General features: G+C 56.7%; 15 protein-coding genes. 6 read left to right on the top strand and 9 right to left on the bottom strand.

Annotated features, from left to right (window positions below; translation table 11 throughout):
* Positions 1-11: 11 nt before the first annotated feature.
* From PMI17_RS14540 to PMI17_RS14560, 5 genes are read right to left on the bottom strand one after another with little or no spacing between them, the layout of a single operon-like run.
* Entirely contained in the window at positions 12-878 is an 867-nt protein-coding gene (locus tag PMI17_RS14540) for an ABC transporter ATP-binding protein (protein WP_009128224.1), read from the bottom strand.
* Complete coding sequence (locus tag PMI17_RS14545) at positions 850-1,755, bottom strand: ABC transporter permease (protein ID WP_009128225.1); 906 nt, start codon at positions 1,753-1,755, stop codon at positions 850-852. Before PMI17_RS14545 ends, PMI17_RS14540 begins: the two co-directional genes overlap by 29 nt.
* The gene (locus tag PMI17_RS14550; protein WP_009128232.1) at positions 1,752-2,777 is read right to left on the bottom strand and encodes an ABC transporter permease; all 1,026 of its coding nucleotides are present in this window, start codon (positions 2,775-2,777) and stop codon (positions 1,752-1,754) included. Before PMI17_RS14550 ends, PMI17_RS14545 begins: the two co-directional genes overlap by 4 nt.
* Entirely contained in the window at positions 2,774-4,405 is a 1,632-nt protein-coding gene (locus PMI17_RS14555; protein WP_009128239.1) for an ABC transporter substrate-binding protein, read from the bottom strand. The genes PMI17_RS14550 and PMI17_RS14555 overlap by 4 nt, the downstream gene beginning before the upstream one ends.
* Positions 4,406-4,465: 60 nt before the next feature.
* Positions 4,466-5,638 (bottom strand): mandelate racemase family protein, encoded by a 1,173-nt coding sequence (locus PMI17_RS14560; RefSeq protein ID WP_009128241.1) that lies wholly within the window; start codon positions 5,636-5,638, stop codon positions 4,466-4,468.
* Between the two features lie 306 nt (positions 5,639-5,944).
* Here PMI17_RS14560 and PMI17_RS14565 point away from each other — a divergent pair, with 306 nt between their 5' ends.
* The 4 genes from PMI17_RS14565 (at position 5,945) to PMI17_RS14580 (ending at position 10,879) form a co-directional block, all read left to right on the top strand.
* A complete protein-coding gene (locus PMI17_RS14565) occupies positions 5,945-7,060 on the top strand; it encodes an ABC transporter substrate-binding protein (protein WP_009128243.1) in 1,116 nt (371 codons plus the stop codon).
* Between the two features lie 131 nt (positions 7,061-7,191).
* Positions 7,192-7,614: a DUF2231 domain-containing protein gene (locus PMI17_RS14570; RefSeq protein WP_009128245.1), complete on the top strand. Its 423-nt coding sequence runs from the start codon at positions 7,192-7,194 to the stop codon at positions 7,612-7,614.
* Positions 7,611-8,903: a sorbosone dehydrogenase family protein gene (locus PMI17_RS14575; RefSeq protein ID WP_009128247.1), complete on the top strand. Its 1,293-nt coding sequence runs from the start codon at positions 7,611-7,613 to the stop codon at positions 8,901-8,903. The genes PMI17_RS14570 and PMI17_RS14575 overlap by 4 nt, the downstream gene beginning before the upstream one ends.
* Before the next feature lie 593 nt (positions 8,904-9,496).
* Positions 9,497-10,879 carry a Xaa-Pro peptidase family protein gene (locus PMI17_RS14580; protein WP_009128251.1) on the top strand — a complete coding sequence of 461 codons (1,383 nt, stop codon included), beginning with the start codon at positions 9,497-9,499 and terminating at the stop codon, positions 10,877-10,879.
* A 502-nt stretch (positions 10,880-11,381) separates the two neighbouring features.
* On the opposite strand, the gene PMI17_RS14585 is transcribed toward PMI17_RS14580, so the two are convergent.
* The 4 genes from PMI17_RS14585 to uxuA all read right to left on the bottom strand — a co-directional run bounded on the left by PMI17_RS14585 (position 11,382) and on the right by uxuA (position 15,817).
* On the bottom strand, positions 11,382-12,275 hold the full coding sequence (locus tag PMI17_RS14585; RefSeq protein WP_009128253.1) for a LysR family transcriptional regulator: 894 nt from the start codon (positions 12,273-12,275) through the stop codon (positions 11,382-11,384).
* 26 nt (positions 12,276-12,301) lie between these two features.
* Positions 12,302-13,078, bottom strand: a complete 777-nt coding sequence (uxuR, locus tag PMI17_RS14590) for a Uxu operon transcriptional regulator (RefSeq protein ID WP_036621325.1) — start codon at positions 13,076-13,078, stop codon at positions 12,302-12,304.
* Positions 13,079-13,199: 121 nt separating this feature from the next.
* On the bottom strand, positions 13,200-14,615 hold the full coding sequence (gene uxaC / locus PMI17_RS14595) for a glucuronate isomerase (protein ID WP_009128256.1): 1,416 nt from the start codon (positions 14,613-14,615) through the stop codon (positions 13,200-13,202).
* Complete coding sequence (gene uxuA, locus PMI17_RS14600) at positions 14,615-15,817, bottom strand: mannonate dehydratase (RefSeq protein WP_009128257.1); 1,203 nt, start codon at positions 15,815-15,817, stop codon at positions 14,615-14,617. Before uxuA ends, uxaC begins: the two co-directional genes overlap by 1 nt.
* 229 nt (positions 15,818-16,046) lie before the next feature.
* Here uxuA and PMI17_RS14605 point away from each other — a divergent pair, with 229 nt between their 5' ends.
* Positions 16,047-17,348: an MFS transporter gene (locus PMI17_RS14605; RefSeq protein ID WP_009128258.1), complete on the top strand. Its 1,302-nt coding sequence runs from the start codon at positions 16,047-16,049 to the stop codon at positions 17,346-17,348.
* Between the two features lie 14 nt (positions 17,349-17,362).
* Complete coding sequence (locus PMI17_RS14610; protein ID WP_009128259.1) at positions 17,363-19,756, top strand: TIM-barrel domain-containing protein; 2,394 nt, start codon at positions 17,363-17,365, stop codon at positions 19,754-19,756.
* Positions 19,757-19,903 lie beyond the last annotated feature (147 nt).

A 19,903-nucleotide genomic window follows, 5' to 3' on the forward strand; every position in this document is an offset into this window, starting at 1 on the left:
ATCGTTGCTCCTTAAGGTTGCAGCCAGCTGGCCTGACGTTGCAGCACCGGCAGCCGTGCGCGACGCTGATCCATATCCGGCAGCGCGGCCAGTAAGCCTTGCGTATAGGGATGCTGTGCGCGATCGAGTTCGCTGGCGGCCAGCGACTCCACCACGCGCCCGGCATACATCACCAGCACGCGATCGCAGAAGCGCCGCACCAGATTGATGTCGTGGCTGATAAAGATCAGCCCCAGCCCGCGCTGTTTCACCAAATCATCCAGCAGCGCCAGCACCTGCAGGCGCACTGAAACGTCCAGCGCCGAGGTGGGTTCATCGGCAATCAACAATTCGGGATCGGTAATCAGCATCATGGCGATCATCACGCGCTGGCCCTGACCGCCAGAAATTTCGTGCGGATAACACTGATAAATACGCCCGGGATCGCGCACCTGCACCACCTCAAGCATCTCCATCGCTCGCTGACGCGCCACTTCGCGCTGTCCAGGATGATGGCTGCGCCAGGCTTCGGCTATCTGCTCACCAACCCGCACCACCGGATTTAGCGAGTATTTCGGATCCTGCATAATCATTGAAATGCGTTTACCGCGAATGGCGCGCATCTGCGCGGGCGTGGCGCGCAGCAGATCAAGCTCGCCAAACTGCATACGCTGTGCGGTGACTTGTGCGCTGCGCGGATGCAGTTGCAGTAGCGCACGACCCACGGTGGATTTGCCGGAGCCGGATTCGCCGACAATCGCCAGTTTCTCTTTGCCTAACTGGAAGGAGATGCCGCGCACCGCGGGTGTGACGAGGCGACCATTGACGAAATTGACCTGTAAATCCTGTACGTCGAGCAACGGTGCAGCGCTATTCGCTACGGGGATCGAGGATGTCACGTAAGCCGTCTCCTAAAAAGTTGAACGCTAAGCTGTTGATCAGAATTGCCAGACCCGGCACCGTTACCACCCACCAACACTCGAGCATATAGGTACGGCCGCTGGCGATCATCGCGCCCCATTCAGGATCCGGCGGCTGCGCGCCCAATCCGAGAAAACCCAGTCCGGCCGCAGTGAGAATGATGCCGGCCATATTCATGGTGATGCGGATGATCACCGACGGCAGGCACAGCGGCACGATGTGTTTCCACAAAATGCGCAGTGAAGAGGCACCCTGTAAGCGCACCGCCGAAACAAAATCGGCCTGGCGCAGCGACAGCGCTTCAGCACGCGCCAGACGGGCAATCGGCGGCCAGGCGGTGAGCGTGATGGCAATCACCACATGCTCCAGTCCCGGACCGAGCGCGGCGACAAACGCCAGCGCCAGCACCAGACTCGGGAAGGAGATGAAGATGTCGGTGACGCGCATTAATACGCTATCAACTTTGCCGCCGAAATAACCGGCGGTGACGCCGAGCAGCAGGCCCAGCGGGCCAACGGTGACTGACACCAGCAGCACGATATACAGCGTGATGCGCGCGCCCCAGACGAGGCGGCTGAAGATATCGCGACCAAACTCATCGGTACCAAACCAGTGCTGCGCATTCGGCGGCGTCAGCGCATTGTTGAGGTCCTGAATCAGCGGGTGATAGGGCGCAATCCATGGTGCAAACAGCGCCACCACCAGCAGCAGCAAGATAATCCCGCCGCCAATCGCGGTTAACGGGTTGCGCGCCATTTGCCAGAGAAAATGGCCAATGCGCGCGCCGGTGCGGCGACAGCGCGCCAGCCGTTCGCGCGTCTGGCTGGCTAACGGCGTATCGAGAGAAATCGTCATACTTTGGTCCTCGGATCGAACACCTGATAAAGCAGGTCAGAGAGCAGGTTAAGCAGCACGAAAATCAGGCCGACTACCAATACGCAGCCCATCACCGCATTCATATCGCCGAGCATCAGGCTGCCGGTGAGATAAGAACCAAAACCGGGCCACGAGAAGACGGTTTCGATTAGCACCGCGCCTTCCAGCAGCGAGCCGTAGGCCAGCGCCACCACCGTCAGCAGCTGCACCAGAATATTGCGGAATGCGTGCTGCCAAATCACTTGCCACTCGCTCAGCCCTTTTACCCGCGCCGTCAGAATGAACTCCTGCGACAGCTGCGCCAGCATGAAGCTGCGCGTCATGCGGCTGATGTAAGCCAGCGAGTGAAAGCCGAGCAGGGAAGCGGGCAGAATCAAGTGGTTAAGCGCATTACTGAACACCGTGAAGTTGCCTACCAGCAACGCATCAATCAGCAGGAAACCGGTGCGGCGCGGCACAATGCCATCAAGGCTGAAGTCAACGCGACCCGCGCCACCCACCCAGCCGAGATGGGCATAAAACAGCAGCAGGCCGACCATGCCGACCCAGAATATGGGGGTGGAATAGCCCGCCAGACTGATGATGCGCACCAGATAATCAATCAGGCTGTTGCGACGGGCGGCGGCCCACACGCCGAGCGGAACGCCGAGCCCGGTGCCAATCACAATCGCCAGCGTCGCCAGTTCCACCGTGGCCGGGAAGACGCGCAGGATATCGTGAATGACCGGTTGTCCGGTGAGCAGCGCCAGCCCGAGATTGCCGTGCAGCAAGCCCTGCAGATAGATGCCAAACTGCACCCACAGCGGTTTATCAAAGCCCAGCTGATGATAAACCTGCTGGTAGGTATTGTGGTCAGCATCCGGCCCGACAATCGCCAGCACCGGGTCGAGCGGCATCACGCGACCGATAAAGAAGGTCAGCAGCAGCAGGCCAAACAGGGTGATCGCCACCTGCAACGTGCGGCTGCGCAGACGACGCCAGTGACTTTTGCTTAGCTTCATTGCGTACCTCCTGCCAGGCTATCTGGCGTTTTCCACACGTCGCGCAGGAAAGTGGTAGCCGACGGATGCGGCACGTAATCCTGCACCCGATGGTTCACCACCACCGAATCGGTCATTTGCGAAATCGGCATCAGCGCCGGAATCAGCTGGTCGTAACGTTGCTGGATGGCAAAGTAATCCTGCTGCTGCTGTTTGGCATCGCGCTCCAGCAGCGCTTTGTCGATCATGCTGTTCAGCTGCGCATCATAAAAGCCAGTGCGCCAGCCCTGAAAATTGGTGAGACGCGCGCTGTCGGCATTGTTGGGGTTGTAAACCAGCGCGCGCAGGCTGGAGTGCGGATGGGGCTCCACGCCGCTGCCGCCGCGTCCCACCAGCAAATTGAACTGGCGATCGCGCATCGCACCATAAATCTGGTTGCCGGTGCCGGTAATAATTTTGGCGCGAATGCCGCCCTGCATCAGCGTGGATTGAATGGCGATGGCGACATTGAGGAACGGCTGATCGGCCAGCACGCGCAGTGTGGTATCAAAACCGTTGGGATAACCTGCAGCCGCCAGCAACGCTTTGGCACGCGGCACATCGAGCTTGTAACCCGGATCGGGCAGCGTCGCCGGCATGCCGGATTGAATCGGACGCTGGTGCAGCGTGCCGTAACCGGCCATTAGCGTTTTGTTGATGCCCTGATAATCCACCAGATAGCGTAACGCTTCGCGCACCTGCGGATTGGCGAAGTGATCGTCCTTCATGCTCATCGCCAGGTAATAAATCGTGCCTTTTTGCACGGCATCAATGGAGAGGTCGGGATCGTGACGCAATGCCTTCACATCGGGAATCGCCATGTTGCTGGCGATATCGAGGTCGCCTTTCTCCATCATCAGGCGCAGAGTTTGCGACTCCTGCAGATGACGGAACACTACGCGCTGCAGCTTGGGTGCACCGCGCCAGTAGTGGGGATCACGGCTGATGCGCAGCACATCTTTGGCTTGCCACACGTCCAGACGAAACGGTCCTGACCCTGCTTCATGGGTGGTGAGCCAGCGATTGCCCCAATCGTTATTTACCGCCTGCGCCTGCACGGTTTTGCTGTCAAGCACCACCATGCTGCCAAGCGCCGCCAGCGAATAGAGCACCAGTTTGGGATCGTTAGGCTTAGGCAAGCGAATCACTACCGTGCGCGCATCCGGCGCGCTGATCATCTGGTCGACGTTCTCTTTGCTGAAGCCGTAAGATTTCCACACCGACGCCTGCGCCAGATTGAGGTGTAGCACGCGGCGCATCGACCAAATCACATCGGCGCTGCTCAATGCATTGCCGGAGTGGAAGGTGACATTGTCACGCAAATGGAAGGTGAGCTGACGATTGTCGGGGCTGATCTCCCAACGTTCCGCCAGCGCCGGGCGCACATTGGTGAGCTGTTGCGGATCTAACTCAACCAAACCGTCATAGAGATTGACCACAATGCCGACCACTTCGTTGCCGGTCATGGCTGCGGGATCGAGAGTGAGGAGATTGTTCATGTTCATGCCCACAATCAGCTGGTCGTCTGGCGTGGCGGCCAGCAGCGACGGGCTACAGGTGAGCAGCAGCAGCGCGGCGCACCACGCTCTGCATCGGTTCACTACGTTCATAAGCAAAGTCCAGCAGGTCAGAGGTTTATAGTTTTTTGCCGTACTGCTTGTGTCAGGCGCTTACCAGCGATTTAGCGTGTGTGTCTCAATCCACGAGAAATTGATGTCCTCACCGAGTCCCGGTCGCGTGGGCAGATGCACGAAACCCTCGGCATCCATCGGATCGACCAGCGCGTTGAGATAGGCCGGCGGCTGTTCATAATCGAGGAATGGATGCAACAGGCCGCGCTCGTACCAGCGACAGTTGCGGATGGCACCGACCACCGCAATGCTGGCCGCGCCATTGCCGTGCACTTCACAATCCATGCCGAAGGCCTCGGCCAGGCTAGCGACCTTCATAGTGGCCGAAATACCGCCGACGCCATTGGCACCGGCGCGCAGAATGTCGCACGCGCCGGCGCGCACCCAATCGGCGCGGCTATGGTGTTTGCCGCCGAGGCTTTCCGGGCCCAGTACGTCAATGCTGAGGTTTTCCGCCAGCCAGGCATAAGACGCCATGCTCTCCTCTTCCATCGGCTCTTCGAACCAGGCGAAGTTGAGTTTTTCCAGCGCTTTACCAATGGTGAGCGCATCGCTGCGGCTGTACCAGTGATAGCCGTCAAGCATCAGCGCGATGTCCGGGCCGACCGCTTCACGTACCGCGGCGCAGGCTTTAATGTCCATTTGTGGGCTGGGGGCGAACGAGACGGGTGGCATCCAGGTGTGCAGTTTGATGGCCTGATAACCGCGCGCTACCAGCTTTTCAGCAAACTGGGCATATTCGTCGGGCGTCGATAAACCGCCATCCAGCTCATCGCCACACATGGTGCTGCCGTAGGCCGGGATCTTCTCGCGATAGCCGCCAAGCAATTTGTGCACCGGCTGTTTGAGCTTGCGACCAATCAAATCCCATAGCGCCTGTTCCACGGCGGATAACGCACGTTCGGTGAGCTGGTGGGCGCTACCGCGCTGCCAGTGCACCAGATCCTGCCACAGCCGTTCACGATCAAAGGCGTTTTGCCCAATCAGCACCTTGCGGAAGAAGGCGTTTACCACGTGTGGACGAATCACCTCAGCCGGTGCGAAGGCATAACCGCAATCCCCATCCTCGCTGGTCAGGGTCAGCAGCGCCATTTGCGCATCGGTCTCGGCGCCGGGATGCGAGTGCCCGGCGCTGTCCGAGACGCGGCGGGTTGGGTAGCTAAACAGGGTCACATCAATGGCACTGATCTTCACGGTTACTCCTCCGTTCATGCTTGGCGCTCCCACGATGGGCATTAACATAAAAAATAAAACGCCGTTTCATTTTGTAATTTAGCGTTCACATTTTGTTTACGCATTAGCCAAAGCGCAGGAAACAACGGCGATAAATTGGGCATTTGCATGGTTCGCTGTGAGCGTTTTCACGAATGACTGGCGTTTTGTGAGCGATTGCACAGTGAAAAGCGCTGGGCGGAATGTAAAAAAATGTGTCGCTGGGGGCTTTTCATTTCCCGTCAGCCAGGTAATAGTGACGCCGCGAAAATTAAATAATAATCATTATCATTCTGGGGCGGTAAAATGAAAATATGGCTGTTTGCACTGGGGTTACTGGCGGTAACGCATCACGCTGCCGCAAAAATCATTACGGATGTCGCTGGACGTCAGGTCGAGGTCAAAGAGGAGTCCAAACGCATCATTTTGGGCGAAGGGCGTCAGATGTATCTGCTGGCCGCTTTTGATACCGCCGCGCCGTTCCAGCGCGTGGTCGGCTGGCGCGATGATTTTCATAAAGCGGATTACGACGGCTACATGGCGTATGAGAAGAAATATCCGCAGATTAAAACGTTGCCGACCTTTGGCGGCGCGAAGGATGGCACCTTCAACGTTGAGCAGGCGCTGACGCTGAAGCCCGATTTAGTGCTGATGAACCTTGAATCCAAAGCGGCCACCGATGAAGGCAAGCTGATTGAGAAGTTACAGGCAGTGGGCGTGCCGGTGGTGTTTATCGATTTCCGTGAGAAGCCGATGGAACACGCTGAGCAAAGCATCCGCATCATGGGCGAGCTGGTGAATAATCCGCAGCGTGCCGAAGAGATTGTGGCGTTCCGCCGGGCACAAATTGAAAAGGTGACCGATCGCCTGAAGAATTTTAGCGGCACGCGCCCAAAAGTGATGATTGACCGCGCTGGCGGCTACAGCGATGAGTGCTGCATGTCGTTTGGCAACGAGAACTTTGGTCAGATGGTGGAAATTGCGGGCGGCCGCAATATCGCCAAAGATCTAATCCCAGGCACCTTTGGCACGCTCAACCCAGAACAGATCATCGCCAGCCGTCCGGATGTGGTGGTGGTGACTGGTGCCAACTGGAAAAACTACAATACCGTCGGCAAATGGGTGGGTGTCGGTCCCGGTGCGGATGTGAAAGAAGCCACTGCGCGGCTGCAACTGCTGATGATGCGCGATGCCTTCAAAACCCTGCCGGTAGCCCATAACGGCAATGCGCATGCAATCTGGCATCAGTTCTACGATAGCCCGTACCAGTTTGTGGCGATTCAGGCGCTGGCGAAGTGGCTGCATCCCGAATTGTTTGCCGATCTCGATCCGGACGCCACTTTCCGCGAGTTCCACCAGAAGTTTCTGCCATTGCCTTATCAGCCGGGATATTGGGTAACCCTGCCGGCAGATAAGTCATAAGTTTGAGCAAGTTAGATAAGTGTTAAACGTTACTGTTTATCTTTACTAATATTTCACAGGTGGTGGCACGTTGTTGCAAAAAGCGCAACGCGTGCGCCATCTGATGATAATTCGGTAAAAGGGAGAGAGTAATGTTTCATACCTCAGGAAGATCGGTGTTCAGCGTGACGTTGTATACGCTGCTGGAACCGCTGCCGCTGGGCTTTTTTGTCGCCGCCTGGTTTTTCGATATCCTCTATCTGCAAACCTTCGTCATCATGTGGACCAAATCGGCCAGTTGGCTGATTACCCTTGGTCTGGTGCTGGCCATCCTGCCACGTTTAATTAGCCTGGTTTATTTATTTCGCGGTGCCCGGCCAAATGAGAAAACCCACTTCTGGCTGTCGCTGCTGGCAATGGTGCTGGCGGTGGTAAACGCCTTTATTCACAGCCGCGATGCCTACGCGGTGGTACCCATGGGCGTGACGCTCTCGACGCTGGTAGTGGCGCTGCTGCTGATTGCCAACGTACAGCTGGTGCTGCGCGAACGTCGCACACGGGGAGGTCGCGTATGAAACACCTACTTAGTGCGGTAGCGATCGCCATGCTGCTCAGTGGCTGTGACGACGGGGCGCTGATCGATCCGCAAAAGCAAATCGGTCCCAATCCTGAGCTGCCGCAGGCGCAGAACTTCTTTATGCCACCGATGCAGGTACCGGAAGGCACGCCGTGGAAAACCGGGGAAATGCCGAAAGTGGCGGAGGGTTTAAAGATCGAAAAGATCGCCGAAAACCTGCAGCATCCACGTCAGGTATTGGTGCTGCCTAATAATGATGTGCTGGTGGCGGAATCCAATGGCATGCCGAAACCGACCACCGCGCCGAAGCAGCTGATTATGGGCATTGTGCAGAAAGCCTCAGGCAAAGGCGGTGAGGGCGGCAATCGCATCACGCTGCTGCGCAACGTTAACGGCAAATGGGAGCAGCATCGCTTTATCGATAACCTGACGGCGCCGTTTGGCATGCAGCTGGTGGGGAATACCTTGTATGTGGCGAATGCCGATAGCCTGGTGAAGTTCCCTTACGAAACCGGGCAAACCGAGATTCGTACGCCGCCGGTGGAAGTCACCGAGTTGCCGGGCGGTCCGATTAACCATCACTGGACTAAATCACTGCTCGCCAGCCCGGATGGCAGCAAGCTGTATGTTGGGGTAGGATCCAACAGCAACGTAACGGAAAACGGCATTGGTGAAGAGTATCGCCGCGCGGCGGTGCTGGAAGTGGATGCGGCGAGCGGTGCCAGCCGGATCTATGCCAGCGGCCTGCGCAATCCTACCGGCTTACAGTGGGAGCCACAGAGCGGCAAGCTGTGGGCTATCGTCAATGAGCGTGACGAGATTGGTTCCGATCTGGTTCCGGATTACATGACCTCGGTGCAGGACAAAGGCTTCTACGGCTGGCCGTACAGCTATTATGGTCAGCACGTGGATGAGCGTGCCCAGCCGCAAAGGCCGGATTTGGTGGAGAAGGCCATCAAGCCGGATTACGCACTGAGCTCGCATGTCGCACCGCTCGGCCTGTTGTTCTATGGCGCGGATAACATGCCGCAGTATCGTGGCGGGGCGTTTATCAGCGAGCATGGTAGCTGGAACCGTACGCCGCTGAATGGCTATCAGGTGGTGTGGGTGAAATTCGAGAACGGTAAACCGGTGGGGCAGCCGCAGCCGGTGGTGACGGGCTTCCTCACCGACGATCAGAAGCAGGTGCGTGGTTTACCGGTCGGTTTAGCTACCGATCGCCAGGGCGGCGTGTTGATTGCCGATGATGCGGGTAATACTATCTGGCGCATCAGTTCCGCGCGGTAATTAAACGCCGGCAATAAAAAAGGATTTGGCAGTAAAGCCAAATCCTTTTTTTTATGTTCGCTAATCGGCTGGTAACCGCGCCGCGAACGGGGTGCTCAGCACTCCTCACACCCGCGATAATAAAATGTGCGGCGAGATATTTCAAGTTTTGCCATAATACTGTATGGTTATACAGGTGTTGAGTGACGGGCGAAGCCTCATTGTTTTGCTGATGACTCCAGGGGCGCGGATAGTCAAATCCCGGCAGGTTTCAGGTGGTGCTGGCCTGTGGCTTCCACAATGAGAGCCGCTCAGCACTCCTCACAATTGTGCTTAGGCGGTCGGCGGGTGGAGTCAAAGCCTCGGCAGCTGAACGGCGCGCTCCTCTCAGAGGAGAAGGAAAGTGATGGAAATTGTTCGATTGCTGCTGGACATCGTCCGCATCATTCTTCAAATCATCGTTGCCCTTATGCAACTGACCGGTCAGGCGCACTGACCGGAACTTGAAACAAGGCGGAGCTCACCCCTCCGCCTTTTTTCGTGCTGTGTCAAAACGCCCTGCGGTGAAAGACGCTACTATCCTCAACACATTATGCAATGTGAGGAGGTAAACGATGGCGATCGCGCTTGGCTGCGTCACCGAGCCAGTGAAGTTCACTGGGGTGGAAGCAGTCGTTCTCTCTGATGAGACCCTGCTGGAACGAAAATACACCTTGTTGAACGCAATGAAACAGCACGGTTTTGACACGCTGGTCATCTACGCGGACAAGGAACACGGCAGCAATTTCGAATATCTCACCGGATTTATACCGCGTTTCGAAGAGGGGCTACTGCTGCTGGACAAGTCCGGGCACGCCACATTGGTGCTGGGTAACGAAAACCTGAAAATGGCACGTTTCTCGCGCATTGAGGCCACGCTGGCTCACTCGCCGTACTTCTCGCTGCCTAATCAGCCGATGGATAATGAAGTGCCGCTGGAAACGCTTTTCAAGGACGCGGGCCTGGACAGCAGCAATAAAGTCGGTCTGATTGGCTGGAAAATGTTCACACCAGCCGCCGGCAATGGGCGCGCGATGTTCGATTTACCCTACTTTATTGTCGACGCGATTAAGCGCACGCTCAAAGATGACGCGGTGTTAGAAAATGCTATCCCTTTGTTGATTGGTGACAACGGCGCACGTACCCGCTGCAATGCCAATGAAATCGCGCATTACGAATATGGTGCCAATCTCGCTTCCAACTGCATGCTGGACGCGCTCAATGCGATTGAAGTTGGCGTGCGTGAAACCGAATTGGGCGCGTTACTTACCGCTGAAGGGCAGTACAACACCGTGGTGACCATCGCGGCCACCGGCACGCGTTTCGAAAACGCGAATCTTTATCCCAGCGCGAAAACCGTGCGGCGCGGCGAGCCGCTCTCCCTGACCACCGCCTACAAAGGTGGCCTTTCCAGCCGCAGCGGTTTCGTGATTGCCAATGAAAGTGAGTTGCCAGCAACCCAGCAGGATTATCTCGACCGCATCGCTAAACCCTATTTCTCCGCGGTGGTGAGCTGGCTGGAGACGATTCACGTCGGCATGCGCGGCGGCGCGCTTTACCAACTGATTGAACAGGTTTTGCCTAAAGCGCGTTTTGGCTGGCACCTGAATCCCGGCCATCTGGTGGCGGATGAAGAGTGGATGTCGTCGCCGATTTATCACGGTTCCACTGAGCTCCTGAAAAGCGGCATGATGCTACAAATTGATATCATCCCGTCCGTGCCGGGCTACAACGGTGCCAGCGCCGAAGAGTGCGTGGTGCTGGCCGATGCGGCACTGCAGGCGACGATTCGCCACGCCTATCCGGCGCTGTGGCAGCGTATCGAAACGCGTCGTGAGTATCTGCGCGCGGAGATCGGTATCCAGCTAAGCGATGACGTTTTGCCACTATCAAATACCGTGGCTTATTTAAGGCCGTTCTTCCTGGCCAGGCAGCTTGCGCTGAAAATGGAACGTTAATCGTCCACGATCGAAGCCATTATCCCCTAATGCTCGCCAGTAAGCAGCGCACTAGCTCCACGCGGATGGTGCCCAACACCGTCGCCTGTCATTACCGTATTTTGTTTGAAATTTTGCAGGCTGAAGATTTAGGGTTACCTGGTCGCCATGAATGGCGACCCTACAAGCGTTACAGCGATGATGAGTTCAGAAAATGCATAGTTATTGCAGCGTGGGTGTTGAGGCGACATCCCAACCCGCTGAGCGAGTGAGTGATTCCAGGGCGAGCCGCAGGGATGCGGCGAGAGGCAGCGCTGAGCAGGAGCGAATCGCTGCCGGTCCGTCAGGAAGCATGAATGAGTGAAGGTACCGCGAAGCGGCGGGATGGGCTGGCGCAGGGCCGGGGAGTGCAGAGGGCGCGGCCAGGCGTCCTCTGCTCGGTCGCCGCACGGCGTAACTGAAACTGCCCCAGGCGATGGCGAACGAAACTCGCTCAGCGCTTCACTGATCGGCATCAAAGCCATTATCCCCGGTATTTAATGGCTTCGATCAGTTTCTCAAACGCAGCGGTATGTTGTTTGCGGCTGGGATAATAGAGGTAATATCCGCTGAACGGTTCACACCAGTCAGCCAGAATGGCTTGCAGGTCGCCGTTGGCAATATGCTGTTTGACGGTGTCTTCGGGCACATAGGCAATCCCCATGCCGGAAAGTACCGCATCAATACGGGATGCCAGATTATTAAATATCAGCTGACCTTCAACTTTGACGCGAATATCTTTGCCGTCCTTACTGAACTCCCAGCTGTATAATCCGCCGAGTGTGGGAAGGCGCATGTTAATACAGTTATGATTTTGCAATTCATAAGGCGTCTGCGGGATGCCGTGTTTTTGCAGGTATTCAGGTGCCGCAACCGCAACCATTTTCCAGTCCGGGCCAATCCGCACCGCTACCATATCTTTTTCAATACTTTCGCCCAGTCGTACACCCGCATCGAAACGCCCGCTGACAATATCGGTTAAGGTATTGTCGACAGAGAGTTCGACGTTCACGTCAGGATAGGTTTGCAGAAAGGGCTTCAGCAGCGGCCACAGCGTGGATGACAACGCATGTTCCCCGGCGGTGATACGAATATTTCCCGACGGTTTGCCCTGATTATCGGCCAGCTGTAGCAGGGCTTTTTCCATATCCGCCATCATTGGCGCGACGCTTTTAATCAGATTTTCACCGGCTTCGGTCGGCGCCACGCTGCGCGTGGTGCGCGTCAATAATCGGGTATTTAAACGCTCTTCCAGACCGCGTATTGAATGACTCAATGCCGATTGTGATACGCCTAATTTGGCGGCGGCGCGCGTGAAGCTACATTCGCGTGCCACCATCACTAAATAGATCAGGTCGTTGAAATTTTCCCGAAGCATGCGGTTGACCCTTTTCTATAACGGCATCAATTATTAGGATTGCTGGCGACATACAGCGGCCAGGATTCGAACAGGTAACCATCAAAATCAATATCATCGACGTCAGAGAATTCCAGCAGGCGTTGTTTCACATTCTCAAGGTGCTGCCACATCGCCTGTTTGGCAGCGCGCGCGTCTTTTTTGATCAGCGTGGCGAGAATTTTCTTGTGATCGTCGAGCCACTGTTTGCGGTAATCGTTGTTGACCAGATGACGATGCAGCTGGCTCCACATCACGTTGTCTTCACGCCACTGCCAGGATTGCTTAAACAGCTCAACCAGCATGCTGTTGTGCGTGGCTTCGGCAATCGCCAGATGGAAGTTGCGATCGCCATTTTCACTTTGGTTGACCGCGCCAGAGGCGAGCTCTTTCTCCTCCAGCTCCAGCGCCTGACGCATTTTCATGATGTCTTCACGCGTCGCCTGCAGTGCGGCAAATTCAGCGATGTTGCTCTCCAGCAGCTGACGCGCCTGCAGCATCTCAAACGGTCCGGCATCATTGCTGGCTTTGTGCTGCGGAGCCGGTGGCTGCGGCGAGTCGTGAATCACGTAGATTCCCGCGCCACGACGCACCTCGATTAAGCCTTCCAGCTCCAGCATGATCAGCGCTTCACGCACCAGCGTACGCGTCACATCCAGCAGCGCCGCGAGCTCACGCTCCGGTGGTAGCCGCTGGCCCACCGCATACTGTTTTTGCGAGATCATCTGACGGAGCATTTCCCCGACTTCCTGATAGGGACGCTGTGCTGAAGTTTGCGTTTTCATCGTGTTAGCTATCTTTGCGTTAAGGGATGCATAACCTCTGCTACTGCCAGGTCAGAGACGCGCACTATAGCATAGCGATTACGAATCGGCCTGGTCATGGCGTGCAATGACCAGGCTGCCATCACGTCACATTAAGGGCAAAATAGCGCTCGGCATTGTTGAAGCAGATATCGCGCACCATGCTCCCCAGCAGCGGCTCATCAGCAGGCACAATGCCGTCTTTAACCCACTGCGCCAGCAGATTGCACAGAATGCGGCGGAAGTATTCGTGGCGCGTGTAGGAGAGGAAGCTGCGCGAATCGGTCAGCATGCCGACAAACTGGCTTAGCAGGCCGATTTGCGACAGCTGTTCCAGCTGACGCAGCATGCCGTCACGCTGATCGTTAAACCACCAGCCTGAACCGAACTGCACTTTGCCGGCAATGCTCGCGCCCTGGAAGTTGCCCGCCATGGTGGCCAGCACTTCGTTATCGCGCGGATTCAGGCAGTAGAGGATGGTTTTCGGCAGTTGATCGTTGATGTCCATCGCATCCAGCAGGCGCGCTAGCGGCCAGGCAATATTGTTATCGCCAATCGAATCAAAACCACTATCCGGCCCGAGCTGACGGAACATGCGCGTGCTGTTATTGCGGATGGCACCAATGTGCAGCTGCATCACCCAGCCGCGTCGTGCATATTCACTGCCGAGCCACACCAGCACCGCGCTGCTGAATTGGGCGATTTCAGTTTCATCCAGCAGATCGCCACGGCGACGTTTCGCCAAAATAGTATCAAGCACGCTGTCGTCCGGCACCGGCGCAAAGCGCAGGGTTTCGATGCCATGATCTGATGCGCGGCAGCCGTGGGCGGAGAAGTGATCAAGGCGACGCAGCAGCGCCCGGCGCAATGCATCAAAGCTGTCGATAGCCACATCGGCGGCGGCTTCCAGGCGAGCCAGATACGCAACAAAACCCTCCAGCTCGATCTTGAATACTTTGTCCGGACGCCAGCTCGGCGCAACCTCAATATCAAAGCTGGCGTCATCGGCGATCTGGCGATGGTAGCGCAGTGAATCGATCGGATCGTCGGTGGTGCCGACCATGCGCACCTTCATCTGGCGCATGATGCCGCGCGCAGAGAATTCTGGCTGCGCCAGCTTTTCGGCACAGCGGTGCCAAATGTCCGGCGCGGTGGCCGGGCCAAATGGCGTATCAGTGATACCAAACGGACGACGCAGTTCCAGGTGCGTCCAATGATAGAGCGGGTTGCCAAGGGTTTTTGGCACCGTTTCGGCCCAGGCGAGATATTTATCGTAATCACTGCGTGCGCTGCCGGTGATCAGAGATTCATCCACGCCCGCGGCACGCATCGCACGCCATTTATAGTGATCGCCTTCGAGCCAAATCTGGCCGAGATTGGCAAACTGGCGATCCTGCGCAATCTCCTGCGGATTCAGATGGCAGTGATAGTCGTAGATGGGCATATCTGCGGCGAAATCATGATACAAACGCCGCGCGGTATCGCTTTGCAGCAGAAAATTTTCGTCCATAAAGCGCATTACTCGGCTCCCTGAGTTGGCTCGCTAAAATAGGCGCGGTGGATCGCCAGTTCAACGCCGCGAATTTCAGCCAGCCCTTTCAGTCGACCAATCGCCGAGTAGCCAGGATTGGTTTTCTTCTTCAGGTCATCCAGCATTTGGTGGCCGTGATCGGGACGCATCGGAATTAAATCATGCTGGCCTGCGGCTTTACGCCGCTGCTCCTCTTCGGCAATCGCCTTGATCACCGCAAACATATCGACATCGCCAGCTAAATGCGCGGCTTCGTGGAAGCTGTTGGGATTCGCTTCACGTTTGGTCGAGCGCAGATGTGCGAAGTAGATACGCGGGCCAAAGCGTTGCACCATGCCGGCCAGGTCATTCTCTGCCAGCACCCCGTACGAACCGGTACACAGGGTAAAACCGTTGGCCGGGCTGCTGACGGTATCAATCATCCACTGCAGATCGTCAGCGTTAGAGACGATGCGCGGCAAGCCGAGAATCGGGCGCGGTGGATCGTCCGGATGTACCGCCATGCGCACGCCCACCTCTTCGGCAACCGCAATAATCGCGCGCAGGAAGGTGGCAAAATTCTCCCGTAGCTCCGCCTTACCGATGCCGTCATAACGCGCCAGCTGGGCGCGGAATTGGTCGAGGGTATAACCCTCTTCGGCGCCGGGTAAGCCGGCAATAATGTTGCGCACCAGGCGGTCACGATGTTCTTGACTCATCTGACTAAAACGCTCGGCAGCCTCAGCAATCTCTTCGGCTCTGTAATCCTGCTCCGCGTCCGCGCGTTGCAGAATGTGCAGTTCAAACACCGCGAACTCAATCTGATCGAAGCGCAGCGCTTTGGCCCCATCGGGCAGCAGATACTCAAGGTCGGTGCGCGTCCAGTCGAGAATCGGCATGAAGTTGTAGCACACGGTGGTGATGCCGCACTGCGCCAGATTACGCAGCGACTGCTGATAATTGCTGATCCAGTGCTGGCAGCGGCCACTGCCGGTTTTGATCTCTTCGTGAATCGGCACGCTTTCCACCACCGACCAGACCAATCCAGCGGCTTCCACCAGCGCCTTACGCTGCATGATTTCGTCAACTGTCCACACTTCGCCATTGGGAATGTGATGGAGCGCCGTGACGATGCCGGTGGCGCCCGCCTGGCGCGCATCGGCCAGAGAGACAGGATCGTTCGGGCCATACCAGCGCCAGGTCTGCTTCATGTTGTTACCTCACTCATTATTGGTTGACCAATATTATCTTTAGCGCGTTTCATTATGAAGTTATCACGCCACTTGCACGTAAAACTCTGCTCTTTGTCGGGTTAAGTCAACCTGGTCGATGATTTTGGTTAACCAGATCACAAATGCCGCATCAAGCTGGCGACCACTTTTCGCAACTGTGTTTCACTCCTGGCGGATAGTTAGCAATGACTGATAAATGGAGAAGCCGATGAACCGCAGTTTAAATCCAGGGATAACCGCCGCAGGCAGCAAACGCACCTTGCGTAATTTGCGCTGGTGGGTGTTGGTGCTGTTCTTAGCGGGCGTTACGGTTAACTACATCACCCGTAACTCGCTAGGCTTGCTGGCACCGGAACTCAAAACCAGCCTCAATATCACCACCGAACAATATTCATGGATCGTCGGCGCGTTCCAGCTGGCGTATACCTTCTTTCAACCGATTTGCGGCTGGTTGATCGATGTCATCGGCCTGAAGGTTGGCTTCCTGGTCTGCGCCACGATTTGGGCTGTCGCCTGTTTGTTCCACGCCGGCGCGGCAAGTTGGGTGCACCTGGCAATTCTGCGCTTTGTTATGGGCGGCGCCGAAGCCGCTGCCACACCGGCTAACGCCAAGGTGATTGGCGAATGGTTCCCGAAAAAAGAGCGTCCGATTGCTGCCGGATGGGCCGGTGTGGGTTTCTCCCTGGGCGCGATGCTGGCCCCGCCGATTATCTACTTCGCACATGCCTCGTTTGGCTGGCAGGGTGCGTTCCTGTTCACCGGCTGCCTGGCGCTCGGATGGGTGGTGCTGTGGTGGCTGTTGTATCGCGATCCAGAGCAGCATCCCAATCTGCAGGCGTCTGAACTGGAATTTATTCGTCAGGACAACGAGCCACCGGCGGTAAAACTGCCGTTCTTTACTGCGTTGAAAACCGTGTCAAAAAACAAGCGTTTCTACGGCATCGCCATTCCCGCCTTTATGGCCGAGCCTGCGTGGGGGGTGCTGAGCTTCTGGGTACCGCTCTATCTGGCAAAAGAGCTGGGCATGGACCTGAAACAGATCGCCATGTTCGCCTGGCTGCCATTCCTCGCGGCAGATTTAGGCAGCGCCGCCAGCGGTTATCTGACGCGCCTTTACACCAAAATTTTTGGCTTTACCCAGGTTAACTCGGTGGTAGCGAGTTCGGTAACCGGCGCATTCCTGATGCTGTCGCTGGCGATGGTGGCGGTCACCAAAGATCCTTACGTGGCCATTGCGCTGATCTCAATTGGCGGTTTCGGTCACCAAATCATCTCCTGCATGCTGAGCGCGCTGGTGGTAGAGAAGTTTGATAAAGGGCAAATGGCGACGGTCAACGGCATGCGCGGCTCATTCGCCTGGATCTCCAGCTTCCTGTTTTCGCTGCTGATCGGCGTCACCGCCGACACCATTGGTTTTAATCCCTTGTTCGTCGCCATGGGCTTCTTTGACCTGATTGGCGCGGTATTCCTGATTGCTTTTATTGCTGAACGTCGCGCACAGCGCGCCTGAAAAAGTAGGTAACGATGAAAACGTTAAAAAATTGGTCTTTAGCGGCGTCCGATGCCCACCACGTGGCGTTAACCGTCGACGGCAAACACACGCTGTGCCTGTATGTGCTGGAATCGGGTCTGTTCCGCGTGGCGATTAAACGTCAGGGCGCCTATACCCTCGACAGAACCTGGAGCATTGCGCCGCAGAGTGATGTGCCGTGGGAAGGGCGTCAGCGTGACAGTCTGGCGGGCTTCTCGTTGCCGGGCTTTACGCTTGAGGAGGAGGGCAGCACGTTGGTGATCGCCACCGATAAGCTACGGGTAATCGTGCATCAGCCGCTGGCGCTGGAGTGGCAATATTGCGACAGCGCCGGCGCGTGGCAACTGCTGACCTGCGATCGCCCGACCAGCGCCTATCAAATCAATGCGCACGGCGATGGCGTGGCGCACTATCAGCGCCGCATGCACGATGACCGTTATTATGGTCTGGGTGAGAAGAGCGGTGATCTGCAGCGCAACGGCCAGCGCTATGAGATGCGCAACCTTGATGCCATGGGTTACAACGCGGCCTCCACCGATCCGCTGTACAAACACGTGCCGTTCACCATTACGCGCCGCAACAACGTTAGCTTTGGCCTCTATTACGATAACCTCAGCAGCAGCTGGTTTGATCTCGGCAATGAGCTCGACAACTATCATCAGCCGTATCGCCGCTGGCAGGCTGAGAGCGGCGATATCGACTATTACCTGTTTGTCGGCGACAAGGTGCTGGATATCACCAAAGCCTTTGTGCGTCTGACCGGTAAAACCCTGTTCGGCCCGAAATGGAGCCTCGGCTACAGCGGCTCAACCATGCATTATACCGACGCACCAGACGCACAGCATCAGCTAATGAACTTCATTCGCCTGTGCGAAGAGCACGATATTCCGTGTGATTCCTTCCAGCTCTCCTCCGGCTATACCTCGATCAACAACAAGCGCTACGTATTTAACTGGAATTACGACAAAGTGCCGCAGCCTGAAGTGATGAGCCAGGCGTTTCACGACGCCGGCTTGCGCCTCGCCGCCAATATCAAACCGTGTTTGTTGCAGGATCATCCGCGCTATCACGAGGTGGCGGAACAAGGGTTGTTTATTCGCGACTCCGAAGAGGATGCGCCGGAGCGTTCGGTGTTCTGGGATGATGAAGGTTCGCATCTCGATTTCACTCATCCGCAAGCCGTGGCGTGGTGGCAGGAAAACGTCACCAAACAGCTGCTGGAGAAGGGCATCGATTCCACCTGGAACGACAACAACGAATACGAAGTGTGGGATGGCGAAGCGCGCTGTCACGGTTTTGGCACGCCGATAGCGATTAAACATATCCGCCCGGTCATGCCGCTGCTGATGATGCGTGCCTCGATGGAAGCGCAGCAGCGCTTCGCACCGGACAAGCGTCCATTCCTGATCTCCCGTTCGGGTTGTGCCGGGATGCAGCGCTATGTGCAGACCTGGAGCGGCGACAACCGCACCAGTTGGAACACGCTGCGCTACAACATCCGTATGGGATTAGGCATGAGCTTGTCCGGGTTGTACAACGTGGGACATGATGTCGGCGGTTTTTCCGGCGATAAGCCGGACGCAGAACTGTTTGTGCGCTGGGTACAAAATGGCGTGCTGCATCCGCGCTTTACCATCCACTCCTGGAATGATGATCACACGGTTAACGAACCCTGGATGTATCCGGCGGCTACGCCTGCGATCCGTGCGGCCATTGCGCTGCGCTATCGTCTGCTGCCGTATCTCTACACACTGCTGTGGCAGGCACATGCGGACGACGAGCCGATGCTGCGTCCAACCTTCCTCGATCATGAACAGGATGCGCAGACGTTTGCCGAGTGCGATGAGTTTATGCTGGGACGCGATCTGCTGGTGGCCAGCGTGGTCGAACCCGGCCAGCGTCTGCGTCGTCTATGGTTGCCCGACAACCAATCTGGCTGGTATGACTTTGCCAGCCAGCAATGGTACAGCGGCGGTCAATGGATCACCCTGGATGCGCCGCTGGAAACGCAGCCGATGCTGGTGCGTGCCGGTGCCGCTTTGCCGCTGAGTGAACGTCTGCGCCACGTTGATGCCCAGGCGGACGATTGCCGCACGCTGCAGCTGTTCCCGCTGCAAGGCAAAGGGATAACAACCGGCGTGCTGTTTGAGGATGATGGCGAATCCTGGGGCTATCAGCAGGGCGATGCGCTGTGGCTTAACTGGGAAATGCGCAGCGACGCTGAGGCGATTCACCTTAACTTCACCCGCAAAGGCAGTTTCCTGCCGGGATGGAAAACGCTGAAAGTGGCTTTGCCGGTGGGTGAAAAGCGCAAGCTGTATATTGATGGCGTGGCAGTTGATGGCACCCAGGCTGAAGCGGTGTTGGAAGAGATTATCGCAGTGTAACCGTTGTTATGGGTAGCCATGAATGGCGTATTGCTCGTCAGTTAAGCAGCGCACTTGCTCTGCGTGGGTTACTTGGTCGCCATGAATGGCGACCCTACAAGCGTTACAGCGATGATGATTCAGAAATATGCATTGATGCTGCAGCGC

Source organism: Pantoea sp. GM01, from assembly GCF_000282675.1.
Taxonomy (GTDB): domain Bacteria; phylum Pseudomonadota; class Gammaproteobacteria; order Enterobacterales; family Enterobacteriaceae; genus Pantoea; species Pantoea nemavictus.

Coding starts and splice junctions, on each gene's coding strand:
- PMI17_RS14580 (WP_009128251.1), top strand. CDS start 9,497: ATGGCGATCGCGCTTGGCTGCGTCACCGAGCCAGTGAAGTTCACTGGG.
- PMI17_RS14560 (WP_009128241.1), bottom strand. CDS start 5,638: ATGAACGGAGGAGTAACCGTGAAGATCAGTGCCATTGATGTGACCCTG.
- PMI17_RS14545 (WP_009128225.1), bottom strand. CDS start 1,755: ATGACGATTTCTCTCGATACGCCGTTAGCCAGCCAGACGCGCGAACGG.
- PMI17_RS14605 (WP_009128258.1), top strand. CDS start 16,047: ATGAACCGCAGTTTAAATCCAGGGATAACCGCCGCAGGCAGCAAACGC.
- PMI17_RS14610 (WP_009128259.1), top strand. CDS start 17,363: ATGAAAACGTTAAAAAATTGGTCTTTAGCGGCGTCCGATGCCCACCAC.
- uxaC (WP_009128256.1), bottom strand. CDS start 14,615: ATGCGCTTTATGGACGAAAATTTTCTGCTGCAAAGCGATACCGCGCGG.
- uxuR (WP_036621325.1), bottom strand. CDS start 13,078: ATGAAAACGCAAACTTCAGCACAGCGTCCCTATCAGGAAGTCGGGGAA.
- PMI17_RS14570 (WP_009128245.1), top strand. CDS start 7,192: ATGTTTCATACCTCAGGAAGATCGGTGTTCAGCGTGACGTTGTATACG.
- PMI17_RS14550 (WP_009128232.1), bottom strand. CDS start 2,777: ATGAAGCTAAGCAAAAGTCACTGGCGTCGTCTGCGCAGCCGCACGTTG.
- uxuA (WP_009128257.1), bottom strand. CDS start 15,817: ATGAAGCAGACCTGGCGCTGGTATGGCCCGAACGATCCTGTCTCTCTG.
- PMI17_RS14555 (WP_009128239.1), bottom strand. CDS start 4,405: ATGAACGTAGTGAACCGATGCAGAGCGTGGTGCGCCGCGCTGCTGCTG.
- PMI17_RS14565 (WP_009128243.1), top strand. CDS start 5,945: ATGAAAATATGGCTGTTTGCACTGGGGTTACTGGCGGTAACGCATCAC.
- PMI17_RS14585 (WP_009128253.1), bottom strand. CDS start 12,275: ATGCTTCGGGAAAATTTCAACGACCTGATCTATTTAGTGATGGTGGCA.
- PMI17_RS14575 (WP_009128247.1), top strand. CDS start 7,611: ATGAAACACCTACTTAGTGCGGTAGCGATCGCCATGCTGCTCAGTGGC.